Here is a 14145-nt window from a genome sequence, read left to right as displayed (position 1 = left end):
CAGTATCGAACAAGCATGGAATTGTAACAGAGGGGCACGTCGCAGGCAGCAGGCAGCCGCTTGTCGACGGGTCGCCGGCGCCGATAATCTGCTTGCGCCGCGCTAAACCGTGTATAGTTCTGCCCGGAAGCGAGCTGTGTTTCATCCGGTCGGCAGTTTGCTTTTCTCGCGGTTTCTCCCCCCGGCAAGTGCCGAGCGCCCCGAATCATCCCACCCCAAAATTGTGGTATCCGCCTGAACCGGCTCTGATGGTGCCGTGCCGCAGCAGGTCGTTTGCAGGAGATTTTCTTGTCCCAATCGTTTGCCCTTCTCGGCCTTGCGGCCGAACTCACGCGTGTTGTCGCCGAACAGGGCTACACCGAACCGACGCCAGTACAGGCGCAAGCCATCCCGGTCATTCTTGCTGGACGTGATGTACTCGCCGGCGCCCAGACCGGAACCGGCAAGACCGCCGGCTTCACGCTGCCGCTGCTGCAGCGGCTGTCGGCAGCTTCCCCCACTGCTGCACACCACCCCCCGGCGCGTACGGGCGCTGATCCTGACACCCACCCGCGAACTCGCGGCGCAGGTCGAAGAGAGCGTGCGCACCTACGGCCAGTACCTGCCGCTCCAGTCCACCCTGGTTTACGGCGGCGTGAACATCAATCCACAGATCGAAGCCTTGCGCCGTGGCGTCGATATCCTCGTCGCCACGCCGGGCCGCCTGCTCGATCACCTGCAGCAGAAGACCGCCAACCTGGCGCATGTCGAGATCCTGGTGCTTGACGAAGCGGACCGCATGCTGGACATGGGCTTCATTCGCGACATTCGGCGCATCCTCGCGCTGCTGCCGGCGCGGAGGCAGAACCTGCTGTTCTCGGCCACCTTTTCCAGCGAGATTCGCCAGCTCGCCGACGGCCTGCTGCACGCGCCGGCGATGATCGAAGTTGCACGCCGCAACGCCGAATCCGAACTGGTTGCCCAGCGCATCCATCCGGTCGATGCCTGGCGCAAGCGCGAACTGCTGACCCATCTGGTGTCGTCGGGCGACTGGCGCCAGGTGCTGGTGTTCACGCGCATGAAAAGTGGCGCCAACCGGCTGGCGGAGCAATTGTGCAAGGAAGGCATCGAGGCCACGGCGATCCACGGCAACAAGAGCCAGCCGGCACGTACCCGGGCACTGGCCGGCTTCAAAGCCGGCACGGTGCGTGTCCTGGTGGCGACCGACATTGCCGCGCGCGGTCTGGACATCGAAGAGTTGCCGCATGTGGTCAACTTCGAGCTTCCCAACGTTCCCGAGGACTATGTCCATCGCATCGGCCGGACCGGGCGTGCGGGGAGCACCGGCGAGGCGGTTTCACTGGTTTCGGTTGAGGAGAACGCGCTGCTCGCCGACATCGAGAAGCTGCTGACGCGTCGCATCGATCGCCAGATCGTGCCGGGATTCGAGCCCGGTCAGCCGCCGCCGCCTCATCTGCTGGTCGCAGTGCAAGCTGCTGAACGAGGCGGTCGCGATGGCAAGCGACGCGGCGGCGGCCAGGGAAAGGCTAGTGCGCAGCGGACGCAGACCTCGGCGACGCCACCGGCACGCCCGAGCGCGTCAACGCCGGCGCGTGCCAGTCAGGCGCCGCTGCCGAATGTACCGCGGGCGCCGCAGAGCGCCAGGGCCGGTGCTGCACTGCCAGCGCTGTTTCGCAGCCCCACCCGACGCGGCAGTTGAGCAGCGGACCTGCGCCACCAGCCACGAGCCATTTATCGAATCGTCAGACCAGGAGCCGGCAATGAATATATTCGTGGGTAATCTCGCACCCGAGACGGACGAAACAGAACTCACCAATCTGTTCAAGGCCTTCGGCCAGGTGAAGTCCGTGCAGGTGATGCGCGAGCTGTTCAGCGGTGCATCGAAGGGCTTCGGCTTTGTCGAAATGCCCGGCAGGGCGCATTCGCTTTCCGCGATCGCTGCCCTCGACGGCAAGGACCTGCACGGCCAGCCGTTGCGGGTAAACGAAGCCGTGGCGCGGAGCAGTGGCGGCATGCGCCACCGCTAGCCGCTTGCAGAATGCTTCTTCGCTTCAGCGTTTGCCGACCCGTTTGGCCAGTTTGTCGATCAGCTTGCGCAGGGCACGCTCGTCGACCATGCTCCTGGCTTTGCCGGCCTCCAGCCAGCGCCGTTCGCGGTGGCTCTCTTCCCACTCGTCTTCGGGAACGCTTTCGCTGACTTCCATCGGAAATACCGCCACATGGCACACGCCGCCCCATTTCTTGTAGTCGTAATGGCCAATCGGCTCCTCGTCGAGGCGACCGCGCACGCCTGCCTCCTCCAGGGCTTCCTTGCCGGCTGAGTCACGCAAGGACAGCTCGGGTTCCTTGACGCCCTTGGGGATCACCCAGCGAGTGCCCTTGCGCGAGGCGATGACCATGATTTCCAGTTGGCCGTCGATCCGACGATAGGGGAGCACTGCCGACTGGGTAAAGAAGTAGTCGGGAACGGGACCCTGCGGCTCGTCGTCTACGGCCAGATCGTCCGGCACCTGTCCGGGTCGGGTGACCGAGACCAGAGTGGCGCAGCCGGGCTCGAGCTTCGTCCAGTCTTCGATCATTTCCAGTTGGGCGAGTGCCGAAGTCGGCAGCACCTTGCCATCGTCCGGAACCTCGATCTGGCCTTCGTTCAGATAATCGATCAGTTCTTCGAGCCCCGGATTGTGTCCGACCACCATCACCCGGTGGGCACTCTTCGGGCAATCGGCCAGCGCCGCCAGCAGATCTTCGACTGGCGCCGCATAGAGACGCTCGTCCCAGCGCACCTTGCTCAACGGTACCCCCATCGCCTTGCAGGCCGCTGCCGTCGTGGCACGCGCGCGCTCGGCCGTGGAACTGAGCACCGCGTCCGGAACCAGTTTCTGGCGCTTGATCCAGGCCCCCATTTTCTGGCTGCCGAGGCGGCCTCTTTCGACCAGCGGGCGGTGAAAATCCTCGTGACCGGTGCCCCAGTCCGACTTACCGTGCCGCAATACCAGCAATGTCTTTCCTTTCATGGCGAAACTCTCCCCTCAATGTTGGTCAACGAGGACAAGCTCGGTGTCCCGGCGTAGTCGCTCTTCACGGCGCTATGATAAACGATGGTTCACGCTGGCGCGCCATCAACCTCGCCAGAGCCAAGTCAGGCGCTGCCGCCGCGTAGCGCTTCCAGTGGCGCGCTCTGCAGCAGCCGGGTGGCGGCGAACCAGCCGGCGGCGCTGACCAGCAAAGCGCCAAGGCAGATCGCTGCCGGCAACAGCCACAGATCGATCGTCACTTCGAAGCGAAAGACCTGGCGCGCCAGAAACTGGCCAACGCCGATGGCTCCGAGCGCGGCAATCAGGCCGGAAAACCCGCCAATCGCCGCAAACTCGGCCAGCAAGGCCCGCCTGAGCTGTTCCCGGCGTGCTCCGAGGGCGCGCATCACGGCCAGCTCGTAGCGTCGCTCTTCCGCTGCTGAAGCCAGCGCCGCGTAGAGAACGATGACTCCGGCGGCCAGAGTAAACAGAAAAACGAACTGCACCGCCCGCGCCACCTGATCCATGATCGATTGCAACTGGCGCAGGATTGCTGCGACGTCGATCACCGTGAGATTGGGAAATTCGCGAATCAGCCGATTGATGAACTCCGCCTTTTCCGGGGGAAGATAAAAACTGGTGATCCAGCTTGCCGGGTAGCCTTGCAGGACCAGCGGCGGCGTCAGGACAAAGAAATTGACGCGCATGGTATCCCAGTTGACTTTGCGCAATCCGACCACCGACATGCCGACCTGCTCGCCGGCGACGACGAACTCGATCCGATCGCCGACAGACAGTCCGAGCGTCTTCGCCAGCCCATCTTCGACCGACGCGGCCGCGTCGCCCCCCCCGGCCAGCGACTTCGGCGGGAGAGAACCAGCGCCCGCCACTGAGTCGGTTGCCTTCCGGCAGATCGGCGCGCATCGACAGATTGAACTCGCGGTCGATCAGGCGCTGCGCGCGATCGTCCGTGTAGCTTGCGGCACTGACTTCGACGTCGTTGATGCGCGTCAATCGCCCGCGCACCATCGGCGCCAGCTCGGCCACCAGGCCCTGCGCCAGCAGCGCCGCGCGTACTGCTTCGACCTGGTCGGGCTGGATATTGACGACAAAGCGGTTCGCTGCCTCGGGTGGAACGCTCCGCCGCCAGGCATCGAGCAGCTCGCCGCGCGTCACGGTCAGCAGCAGCAGCGCCATGAAGCCGAGCGCCAGTGCAACAATCTGGAGGACGCTGGTGCCCGCACGCCGCTCCAGGCTTGCCAGCCCGTAACGCCAGCCGATTCCGCTCGCGCTGGCGGATCGCCTACCGCCACGCAGCGCGGCTGCCAGCCGGATGGCGAGCCGGGCAATCAGCGCAAAGGAGATCAGTGCGACGCTGAAGCCGCCGACCACGTAGGCGCCAAGCTCGACTTCGCCGGCCACCCAGAACATCAGGCCGGCCAGCGCCAGGAAGCCGAGCAGATAGCCACCGAGCAGACCGCTGCGCGGATTGCCCAGTTCGCGGCGCAGAACACGCAGCGTCGACACCTTCTTGAGCTGCAGCAGGGGCGGCACGGCAAAGCCGAAGAGCAGCAGCAGACCGACCGCCACCCCCTGTACGGCCGGCAGCAGACCCGGCGGTGGCAGTGGCGTCGCCAGCAACTGTGCGAGCCAGGCGTGCAGGGCGAAATGGGCGAGGTAGCCGAGCGCGCAGCCAATGCTGGCCGCGAGTACGCCGAGCACGGCAAACTGGCCCAGGTACAGGCGCAACAGCAAGGATTGTGTCGCGCCTAGACAGCGCATCACGGCGCAGGGATCGAGATGGCGTTGCCCATAACGTCGCGAAGCCAGCGCCACCGCCACCGCCGCCAGCACCACCGTCAGCAGCGCCGAAAGACCGAGGAATTTCTGCGCCCGTTCGAGCGCGGTACGGATCTCCGGGCGGCCGTTCTGCGGGTCTTCGATGCGTTGCCCACGCGCCAAGCGTGGCTCGATGTCGCGCTGGAAACGCTGCACCAGCGGCAGGTCGCCGGCCAGTAACAGGCGGTAGCCGACACGACTGCCGATTTGCAGCAGGGCCGTGGCCGGCAGATCGTCGAGGTTCATCAACAGGCGCGGCGCGACGCTGAAGAAGTTGATGCCGCGATCCGGCTCGAGAGTCAGTACGGCATCGACGCGCAGCGAACTTTGCCCGACGGCGATCTGGTCACCGACGCGCGCGCCCAGTGCCGAGGCCAGACGCTCGTCGATCCAGATCATTCCGGCAGGAGGCCCGCCACGCGCCGGCGCATCCGGGACATTCAGCGCCGGCGCAATGCGCAGGGTGCCGCGCAGCGGATAAGCGGCACCAACCGCCTTGATCTCGGCGAGCTGCGCACGCAGCTCGTCAGCTTCGCCGTGCGTCACCATGCTCGGGAAGGTACGGGTCTCGACCACCTGCAGGCCGCGCGCGCGCGCCTCGTCGGTCAAGGCTTGCGGCCACGGATGATCGGCGGTCAGCAAGAGATCGGCGCCGAGCAATTGATGAGACTCGCGATCGAGCGCCTGACGAACACGGTCGGCAAAAAATCCCACCGCCGACAGGGCGGCCACGGCGACCGCCAGAGCCGCCGCCAGCAGGCGCAACTCACCGCCGCGCGCGTCGCGCCGCAGCATTCGCCAGGAGAAGGAGCACAGTTGCAGGACTCGCATGAATCACCTGTTCGAGAATACTTTGCGTACTTGACCAAGGCAGGATGTTCAGAGTACAACCCTTCCCCTATCTCCTAGCTCCTGTTTCCGACTGTTATGGTAGCGCCAAATGACAAGATCCAAGATGCTGTTGCTGGCCGTGATCGCGGCCAGCGTTGCCGGTACAGGATACTGGTACCAGAACACTCGTCAGAGCAACTCCGGTACGACTGCCAGGAGCGCAGCGCCGGTGCCGGTGACCGTGGCCAGGGCGACGGTCGGCGACATACCCGTCCTGCTGGAGGTGGTAGGACGCGCCGAAGCGTACGAAAGCGTGACCTTGAAATCACGGCTGGACGGACAGGTTCTGGCGGTGACCTACGCCGCAGGGCAACATGTCCGGCAGGGCGAGGTCCTGGTCCGGCTCGACCCCGGCGACTTCGACGCGCGGCTGCTGCAGGCGCAGGCCAATCTGGCCAGGAGCGAAGCCCAGCTCGCCAAGGCCAGGGCCGACGTGCAGCGCTATCTGTCCCTGCAGGGACGCGGCTTCGTTTCCGAGGAAAAGGTCAACGAACTGCGTACCGGCGAAGCTACGGCAAGCGCGACGGTCAGGGCCGACCGGGCCGCTCTGGAACTGGCCACGCTCCAACTCGCCTACACCAGCATCCGCGCTCCATTTGCGGGCGTGGTCGGCGCGCGTCTGGTGTTCCCCGGTTCCGCCGTCAAGATGAATGAAACGGTGCTGGCAGTGGTCAATCGCGTGCAACCGCTCTACGTGACTTTTTCGATTCCCGAGAAGCATCTGCCGCGTGTGCGCAAGGCCATGGCAAGCGGCGATCTGCCCGCCAGTGTGACGATTCCCGGCAACCGGGAGCAGCGTTTTGCAGGCACGGTGAGGTTTCTCGACAACACCGTCGATGCCGGCACCGGCACCATCCAGATGAAGGCCCTGCTGGAAAATCGTGATGAACGACTGATCCCCGGACAATTTCTCGAGGTCAGCCTCTCCCTCGATACCCTGAGCAATGCCGTGGTCGTTCCCGCGGAAGCCGTGCAGCAGGGGCCGGAGGGCAACTTCCTGTTTGTCGTCCGCCCGGACAACACTGTAGAACCCAGGAAGATCGACGTGTCGGCCAGCTTCCGTGGCATCTCGGCGATCGGCAGGGGCGTTGCCAGCGATGAAGTGGTCGTCACCGACGGCCAGCTCAGGCTGGCCCCGGGATCGCTGGTGCAGGTGAAACAGCCGGAGGGAGCCGCCGCCGCCACGCCAGTGCCGGCCACTCAGCCGGGCGGCAACACCAAATGAATCTGCCTGAACTCTGCATTCGCCGCCCGGTCATGACCACGCTGCTGATGGCGGCGTTCCTCATTTTCGGCTTGATCGGCTACCGTGCTCTGCCGGTTTCCGAATTGCCGACGGTCGATTTCCCGACCATTGCAGTGACCGCCAATCTGCCCGGCGCCTCCCCGGAAACCATGGCGGCGGCGGTCGCCACACCCCTGGAAGGGCAATTCTCGACCATCGCCGGCCTCGATTCGATGACCTCGACGAGCGCCCAGGGATCGACCTCGATCACCCTGCAGTTCTCGCTCGAACGCAACATCGACGCCGCCGCGCAGGATGTGCAAGCGGCGATCTCCGCCGCCTTGCGCAAGTTGCCGCCGAACATGCCGGCGCCACCGTCGTTCCGCAAGGTCAACCCGGCCGACTCGCCGGTCTTCTATATCGCCATGCTGTCACCGACGCTGCCGCTGTCGCTGGTGAACGAATACGCGGAAACCCAGCTCGCGCAGCGTCTGTCGACGATCCCCGGCGTCGCCCAGGTGCTGATTTTCGGATCGCAGAAATTCGCCGTGCGCGTGCAGGCCAACCCCGACCAGCTCGCCAGCCGGGGAATCGGCCTCGACGAATTGCAACAGACGCTGGCCCAGAACAACGTCAACCAACCGATCGGCCAGCTCGATGGCAGCCGCCAGACTTTTGCCATCAAGGATGGCGGACAGCTTTCCAGTGCCGCGGCCTACCGCCCACTGATCGTTGCCTGGCGAAATGGCGCGCCGGTGCGGCTCGACGAAGTCGCCACCCCGATCGACAGCGTCGAGAACAACAAGATCGCCAGCTGGAACGTCGACAAGCGTGCCATTGTCCTGGCGATTCAGCGCCAGCCCGGCGCCAATACCATCGAGACGGTCGATGCCATCAAGCGTATCTTGCCGTCGTTCCAGTCCAAGCTGCCGGCAGCGATCGAGATGAGAGTGCTTTTCGACCGCAGCGTCTCGATCCGCGACGCGATCGACGACGTCCAGTTCACGCTGATCCTGGCCGGTTTCCTGGTGATTCTGGTGATCCTGCTGTTCCTGAGGAACCTGTCGGCGACGATCATTCCGGCGCTGGCGCTGCCGATTTCTGTGGTCGGGACCTTCGGGGCGATGGCGGTCCTCGGTTACAGCCTCGACAATCTTTCGCTGCTGGCGCTGACTCTGAGTGTCGGCTTCGTCGTCGATGATGCGATCGTGATGCTGGAGAATATCGTCCGCCACGTCGAAAAGGGCGAAACACCGTTCGAGGCGGCGATCCAGGGCGCCCGCGAGATCGGCTTCACGATCCTTTCGATGACCCTCTCGCTGATTGCCGTTTTCATTCCGGTGCTCTTCATGAGCGGCATCGTCGGCCGCCTGCTGCACGAATTCGCGGTCACCATCTGCGTCGCCATTCTGGTCTCCGGCTTCGTGTCGCTGACCCTGACCCCGATGCTCTGCAGCCGCTACATCCAGCACGCCGAGCCTGATACGCATGGCCGTCTGTTCCAGATCTTCGAGCGTTTTTTTTGCTGCCCTGCTCGCGGGCTACGAGCGGACGCTCAAGCTGGCGATGGCGCACCCACGCAGCGTGCTGGTGGCTTTCTTTGCCACCCTGCTGCTCACCGGCTATCTGTTTACCGTGGTGCCCAAGGATTTCCTGCCGAGCGGTGACTCGGGTCAGATCATCGCCTTCACCGAAGGCGCGCAGGACATCTCCTTCGCCTCGATGGTGAAACATCAACGCGCGCTGGCCGAAATCGTCGCGCAGGAACCCGACATCCGCTCGTTCATGTCGGCGGTGGGTGCCGGCGGCATCCGCCCGACGGCCAATACCGGGACCATTTTCATGATCCTCAAACCCCGCTCGGAACGTCGCTCGTCGCCAGACGAGATCATTCAGCGCCTGCGCCCCAAACTCGCGGAAGTCCCGGGAATCAAGGCGTACATGCAGAATCCGCCAGTCATCCGCATCGGCGGCCAGCTCACCGCCGCGCAGTATCAGTACACCCTGCAGGACACCGACCTCGGCGAGCTGTACCAATGGACCGCCACCTTGACCGAACGTCTCCGCCAGTTGCCCGGATTCGTCGATGTCACCAACAACCTCAACCACCTCAGCCCGGTGCTGGCGCTGGACATCGACCGCGACAAGCTGGCGACGCTCGGTCTCAGTTATGGGCAGGTGGAAGATGCCTTGCAGAGCGCATTCAGCGCGCGACAGGTGTCAACGATCTACGGTGCGACCAATCAGTACCAGGTGATTCTCGAAGTAGACCCGGAATACCAGGCCAATCCGGAAGCGCTGTCACGCCTCTACGTGCGCAGCAGCAACGGCAAGCTCATCCCGCTGGACACCATCGCGCGCTTCAGTCGCAAGACGCAGGCGCTGACCGTCAACCATCAGGGGCAGTTGCCGTCGGTCACTTTGTCGTTCAACCTGTTGCCGGGGGTATCGCTGGGCGAAGCGGTGGACCGGATCAAGGGGCTTGAACAGCAACTGCGCATCCCGGTCTCGCTGAACACCAGCCTGCAAGGCACCGCACAGGCCTTCCAGTCGTCACAGCAGGGACTCGGCGTCCTGCTGCTGGTGGCGATTCTGGTGGTGTACCTGGTGCTCGGCATTCTCTACGAGAGTTTCATCCACCCCCTGACGATTCTTTCGGGGTTGCCCTCGGCGGGCCTCGGCGCGCTGTTGACGCTGCTGCTCTTTGGCATCGATCTCAGTCTCTACGCCTTCGTCGGCGTCATCATGCTGATCGGCATCGTCAAGAAGAACGCCATCATGATGATCGACTTTGCGCTGGCGCAGCAGCGGCAGGCAGGAATGGCCGCGCGCGACGCGATCTTTGAGGCCTGCCTGATCCGCTTCCGGCCGATCATGATGACCACCATGGCGGCACTGGTCGGAACCCTGCCGATCGCCCTCGGTCTCGGTGCCGGCGCCGAAGTCCGGCGACCGCTCGGCCTGGCGGTGGTCGGCGGTCTGCTGCTCTCACAGTTCCTGACGCTCTACCTGACGCCGGTGATCTACCTCTATCTCGATCGATTTTCGCGAGAGGATGCGCGCGAGATGATCCCAGCGCTGGAAAACGGAAAGCCAGGCTCCGGCACTTGAGGTCAATTCCTGTTCGTGAGTCGCTGACGCCAATCTCCCATGCAAGCAACTTACTCTTCGAGCAGGCTGCGGAGCATCCAGGCGGTCTTCTCATGCACTTCCAGACGCTGGGTGAGCAGATCGGCGGTGGGCTGGTCGTTCGCGGCACTCACCACCGGGAACAACTCGCGCGCGGTGCGTGCCGTGGCTTCCTGGGCATCAACCAGGTGCCGAATCATCTCCGTTGCCTTGGGCGTTCCTTCCACCTCGCTGATCGAACTCATCCTGCTGAACTCCTTGTAGGTGCCGGGAGCGGGATGGCCGAGTGCGCGAATCCGCTCGGCGATGACGTCGAGCGCGTTCCACTGTTCCGTGTACTGGCCCATGAACATCAGGTGCAAGGTATTGAACATGGGTCCCGTAACATTCCAGTGGAAGTTGTGCGTCATCAGGTAGAGCGTGTAACTGTCGGCCAGCAGGGCAGACAGGCCATGGGCAATCTTTTCGCGATCGCTGGCGCTGATGCCGATATTGATCGAAGGGGTTTGGGTTTTCTTGGCGTTCATCGTCGTTTCTCCTGGGTTGAAAGCTTTGGTGCGGGGAGAAGTTCGACCACTTTGCGTGCGGAAGGTCTTCCTTCCCGATGCCCGCAAACTGCGTCGTCCTGTGGTTTTCGGGAAGCCGAGGCCGGTTGCGCGGGAACCCGATGAACACATTCTATGAAGAATTGTTTCATTTGTATAATTGATTGTCAGTATGGATGCAATAGTTTCTTGCTATTATTGGGGCTGGCTGCCGCATGCTTGATTTCATCCTTTCATTCTTCTGGTGGAGGCCGTTGATGTACGTTTGCGTGTGCCGGGCAGTGACTGATAAGCACATCCGTGCAGCAGTACAGGACGGTGCGCGCACGCTGAAGGATCTTTGTCATAATCTTGGCATTATCCGGGATTGTGGTCGCTGCGCCAGTTGTGCTTATGAGTGCCTGCAGGATGCACGTGGCGGCGCCAGGCCGGGAGACGGCAAACGCAGAGCGCTTGCGCAGCTTGGCTGTCATGAAAGTCATGAATGGGCATTTGATGCCCGACCCCGCCATTCGATCTCAGGCCGTGTAGCTGCCCGAGGTGGCGCTACCGCCGCTGCCGATCCAGTCGTGGTGGAAGAAGACCCCGCGCGGATGGTCGGTGCGCTCGAAGGTATGCGCGCCGAAGTAGTCACGCATCGCCTGGATGACGTTGGCCGGGCTGCGCGCGCAGCGGTAGCCATCGTAGAAGGCGAGTGCCGCCGACAGGCCGGGAGCCGCGATCCCGTGCTCGGCGGCGAGCATCACCGTGCCGCGCCAGCCGTTCTGGGAGCGCTCGACCACTTGCCGGAACCAGGGATCGAGCAACAGGCTGGCGAGATCGGCGTCGTGCTCGTAAGCATCGCGAATACGGCCGAGGAATGAGCTGCGGATGATGCAGCCGGCGCGCCAGAGCAGGGCGATGCGGCCGAGATCGAGTCGCCAGCCATACTCGTCGTTGGCAGCCCGCATGAGCATGAAGCCCTGCGCGTAACTCACCAGCTTGCTGGCCAGCAGCGCATCACCCACGGCAGCGACCAGCGCGCCACGCTCGACGCCAGGTCGTGGCGACGGGCCGGGCAGGATCGCCGCAGCAGCGACACGCTCGTCGAGCCGGGCAGAGAGGCTGCGCGCGTACACCGACTCGGTGATCAGCGTCAGCGGCACACCCAGTTCGAGGGCGCTTCCGCTGGTCCAGCGGCCGGTGCCTTTCTGGCCAGCGGTGTCGAGGATGCGGTCGACGAGGGGCTTGCCGTCGGCTTCGCTGACACGAAAGATTTCTGCGGTGATTTCGACCAGATAGCTGGCGAGGTCGCCGCGATTCCATTGCGCGAATATCGCCGCCACTTCGGCAGGCTGGCAGCCGCCCAGATCCCTGAGCAGATGGCAAGCCTCGGCGATGAGCTGCATGTCGCCGTATTCGATGCCGTTGTGCACCATCTTGACGAAGTGGCCGGCACCGCCTTCGCCGACCCAGTCGCAGCAGGGCTCGCCGGAATCGGTATGGGCGCTGATCGTCTGGAAGAGGTTTCTCAGGTGCGGCCACGCCTCACGGTTGCCGCCGGGCATGATGCTCGGGCCGTGGCGGGCGCCTTCCTCGCCGCCGGAAATGCCCATGCCGACGAAGCGGATGCCCTGCTTGGCAAGGGCCTGGACGCGGCGTTGGCTGTCCTTGTAGTGCGAATTGCCGCCGTCGATGACGATGTCGCCGGGCTCGAGGTGGGGCAGGAGGTGGTCGATGCTCTCATCCCTCCGGAGAACTTGTAAGGTCTGGGGCGGCAGCCGCGTCCAGGTAGGCATGGACTTGCGGCGCACGCGCGATGATGCGGCTGGCTGGCAGCTCGGGCGCGTTGCCCGAAAGAATGCGCGCGAGAATGCTGCGTTTGCCGGCGCCGGCAACCAGGAAGACCACGCGGGCAGCGGCGAGCAGCGTGGCCTCGTTCAGCGAGACGCGCAGCGTCCCGTCGTCGAGGTGGCGTGCGAGCAGGCAGTGCCGGCCAGTCCACCCTGGCTGCGTATCGGGAAAGAGGCTGGCCGTGTGGCCATCCTCACCGACACCGAGCAGGACGCAGTCGAAAACGGGCGACGAACCGGCGCCCGCGAGTTCGGCGAGTTGACGGTCGTAGTCGGCCGCCGCCTGCTCAGGCGGAACTTCGCCCCGGATGCGGTGGATTCTCGACGCGGCCAGTCGCAGCGGCTCCACGAGGAGCGACCTGGCGGCACCGTAATTGCTGCGTGGATCGTCGGGCGGAACCAGGCGCTCATCGACCCACCACAGATGCACGCGCGGCCACGGGATGCCTGCCGCCGCGGCGAGTATGGCATACAGGCGAAGTGGTGTATTGCCACCGGAGAGCGCCAGGTGAATTTCGCCGCGCCGTTCCCGTAACCAGCGCACCAGATCGCAAGCCAGTGCCTGAACGCTGGCCGTGGCGTCGGGGTGGACGTGCCAGGCGTTCACAGTTCGCAGTACTCACCGCCGGAAGCGAGGTTCTGGCAGGGATAGCGCCAGAACAGATGGTTCTGCACCATGTCGCGGACGATTCCACTACCGTCGAAATAGCCGGCGCGTCTTTCGACACCAAGGCTCTCGGCGCTGGTGATTTCCACGTAGTCCACGTAACGATGGTTCCACAGCGAATCGAAAATCTCGTTGGCGAAGCGAAACACCAGCAGGTTCTGAACGGTTTCCTTTCCCAGGTAATGGTCGATGCGGTAGAGCTGGTCTTCGCGCCACTCCGCGAGCAACTGCCGGTTGAGTTCGCGGGCGCTTGCCAGATCGCGTCCGAATGGTTTTTCCACCACCAGTCGCTTCCAGCCGTCGCCGCTCGTGTTGAGGTCGCTTGCGGCAAGGCAGGCCGAGATCTTCGGATAGAGGTCGGGCGGCGTGCTGAGGTAAAAGAGGCAGTTGTGAGGAATTCCGAGTTCCGCACAGAGCCCATAGACGCGCTGCTTGACCTGCTCGTAGGCTGCGGGATCGCCGGTATCGATCGACTGGTAGTGCAGCAGCGGCACGAAAGCGGCGGCTTCCGCCGGCAGGTGAGCGGCGAAGCGGGGCAGGGCGCTGGCCATCTCCTGACGAAAACTGGCGTCGTCCAGCGGTGTACGGCCGACGCCGAGCACGGCGAAGCGCTCGGGCAGCAGGCGCTGGGCGTGCAGGCTCGCCAGCGCCGGCAGCAGTTTGCGACGGGTGAGGTCGCCGGAGGCGCCGAAGATGACGACGATATGGTTCTCAAGCATGGGCGGAACCTCGATAGCGAGTTTGGTGGTGCCGGAACAGCCGGAGGACGCTGCGCCTGTGTCAGTGCGTCCTCGTCGAAGCGAGGCCGCTTGTCATTCGACAAGGCAGTGGGCGCAGGTTCAATGCCAGTGCCGGGAACGGCGCCTGCCGGCTGGACGCCGATCGTCTTCTCGAGGGGCGTGCAGCCCAGGGAGTTCGTCCGGGATGTGGGCTGCCGGCGGGCAGGACGATGCACAACCCCTTTCGCGGTGCGTATTCCACGAGTACCTCAGGGCATATACTG

At 64.2% G+C, this 14145-nt stretch carries 9 protein-coding genes and 4 pseudogenes; 5 read left to right on the top strand and 8 right to left on the bottom strand.

From position 1 onward, the window contains the following. Positions 1 to 141: 141 nt before the first annotated feature. Positions 142 to 384, bottom strand: a complete 243-nt coding sequence (locus E4Q08_RS12475; RefSeq protein WP_169070583.1) for a hypothetical protein — start codon at positions 382 to 384, stop codon at positions 142 to 144. Between E4Q08_RS12475 and E4Q08_RS12470 the strand changes: the two are divergent. Further along, positions 289 to 1699, top strand: a pseudogene (locus E4Q08_RS12470) (DEAD/DEAH box helicase). The gene E4Q08_RS12475 and the pseudogene E4Q08_RS12470 overlap by 96 nt on opposite strands. A 61-nt stretch (positions 1700 to 1760) precedes the next feature. Further along, positions 1761 to 2027 (top strand): RNA recognition motif domain-containing protein, encoded by a 267-nt coding sequence (locus E4Q08_RS12465; protein ID WP_169070617.1) that lies wholly within the window; start codon positions 1761 to 1763, stop codon positions 2025 to 2027. A 24-nt stretch (positions 2028 to 2051) separates the two neighbouring features. Here E4Q08_RS12465 and E4Q08_RS12460 read toward each other — a convergent pair whose 3' ends face one another. The 3 genes and pseudogenes from E4Q08_RS12460 to E4Q08_RS25755 form a co-directional block, all read right to left on the bottom strand. Beyond that, positions 2052 to 3014, bottom strand: coding sequence for a histidine phosphatase family protein (locus E4Q08_RS12460; protein WP_169070616.1), 963 nt, complete (start codon positions 3012 to 3014; stop codon positions 2052 to 2054). 125 nt (positions 3015 to 3139) lie between these two features. After that, the gene (locus E4Q08_RS24780) at positions 3140 to 3541 is read right to left on the bottom strand and encodes an FtsX-like permease family protein (protein ID WP_308240130.1); all 402 of its coding nucleotides are present in this window, start codon (positions 3539 to 3541) and stop codon (positions 3140 to 3142) included. 1060 nt (positions 3542 to 4601) lie between these two features. After that, a pseudogene (locus tag E4Q08_RS25755) lies at positions 4602 to 5099 on the bottom strand (FtsX-like permease family protein); the annotation flags it as partial. A 694-nt stretch (positions 5100 to 5793) separates the two neighbouring features. On the opposite strand from E4Q08_RS25755, the gene E4Q08_RS12450 reads away from it, so the two are divergent. Both E4Q08_RS12450 and E4Q08_RS12445 read left to right on the top strand, forming a co-directional pair. Beyond that, complete coding sequence (locus E4Q08_RS12450) at positions 5794 to 6969, top strand: efflux RND transporter periplasmic adaptor subunit (protein ID WP_169070615.1); 1176 nt, start codon at positions 5794 to 5796, stop codon at positions 6967 to 6969. Beyond that, positions 6966 to 10080: pseudogene (locus E4Q08_RS12445) on the top strand (efflux RND transporter permease subunit). The gene E4Q08_RS12450 and the pseudogene E4Q08_RS12445 overlap by 4 nt, the downstream one beginning before the upstream one ends. A gap of 50 nt (positions 10081 to 10130) precedes the next feature. On the opposite strand, the gene E4Q08_RS12440 reads toward E4Q08_RS12445, so the two are convergent. Then, a complete protein-coding gene (locus E4Q08_RS12440; RefSeq protein ID WP_169070614.1) occupies positions 10131 to 10625 on the bottom strand; it encodes a Dps family protein in 495 nt (164 codons plus the stop codon). A 233-nt stretch (positions 10626 to 10858) separates the two neighbouring features. Between E4Q08_RS12440 and E4Q08_RS25450 the strand changes: the two are divergent. Further along, positions 10859 to 11017: pseudogene (locus tag E4Q08_RS25450) on the top strand ((2Fe-2S)-binding protein); the annotation flags it as partial. 144 nt (positions 11018 to 11161) lie between these two features. Here E4Q08_RS25450 and gnd read toward each other — a convergent pair. The 3 genes from gnd to E4Q08_RS12420 are packed head-to-tail and all read right to left on the bottom strand — an operon-like array spanning position 11162 to position 13861. After that, positions 11162 to 12421: a decarboxylating NADP(+)-dependent phosphogluconate dehydrogenase gene (gnd, locus tag E4Q08_RS12430; protein ID WP_169070613.1), complete on the bottom strand. Its 1260-nt coding sequence runs from the start codon at positions 12419 to 12421 to the stop codon at positions 11162 to 11164. Beyond that, positions 12366 to 13082, bottom strand: a complete 717-nt coding sequence (gene pgl / locus E4Q08_RS12425) for a 6-phosphogluconolactonase (RefSeq protein ID WP_169070612.1) — start codon at positions 13080 to 13082, stop codon at positions 12366 to 12368. Before pgl ends, gnd begins: the two co-directional genes overlap by 56 nt. Continuing rightward, a complete protein-coding gene (locus E4Q08_RS12420; RefSeq protein WP_169070611.1) occupies positions 13079 to 13861 on the bottom strand; it encodes a glucose-6-phosphate dehydrogenase (NADP(+)) in 783 nt (260 codons plus the stop codon). The genes pgl and E4Q08_RS12420 overlap by 4 nt, the downstream gene beginning before the upstream one ends. Between the last annotated feature and the right edge of the window lie 284 nt (positions 13862 to 14145).

Origin of the sequence: Candidatus Accumulibacter contiguus (genome assembly GCF_012940005.1) — a bacterium.
Classification (GTDB): Bacteria; Pseudomonadota; Gammaproteobacteria; order Burkholderiales; family Rhodocyclaceae; genus Accumulibacter; species Accumulibacter contiguus.
This window is presented reverse-complemented; position numbering and strand designations above follow the sequence as displayed.

Excerpts from the sequence above, each read along its gene's own strand:
- E4Q08_RS12465 (WP_169070617.1), top strand. The coding sequence starts at position 1,761 with ATGAATATATTCGTGGGTAATCTCGCACCCGAGACGGACGAAACAGAA.
- E4Q08_RS12420 (WP_169070611.1), bottom strand. The coding sequence starts at position 13,861 with ATGCTTGAGAACCATATCGTCGTCATCTTCGGCGCCTCCGGCGACCTC.
- E4Q08_RS12460 (WP_169070616.1), bottom strand. The coding sequence starts at position 3,014 with ATGAAAGGAAAGACATTGCTGGTATTGCGGCACGGTAAGTCGGACTGG.
- E4Q08_RS12450 (WP_169070615.1), top strand. The coding sequence starts at position 5,794 with ATGACAAGATCCAAGATGCTGTTGCTGGCCGTGATCGCGGCCAGCGTT.
- E4Q08_RS12440 (WP_169070614.1), bottom strand. The coding sequence starts at position 10,625 with ATGAACGCCAAGAAAACCCAAACCCCTTCGATCAATATCGGCATCAGC.
- E4Q08_RS24780 (WP_308240130.1), bottom strand. The coding sequence starts at position 3,541 with ATGGATCAGGTGGCGCGGGCGGTGCAGTTCGTTTTTCTGTTTACTCTG.
- gnd (WP_169070613.1), bottom strand. The coding sequence starts at position 12,421 with ATGCCTACCTGGACGCGGCTGCCGCCCCAGACCTTACAAGTTCTCCGG.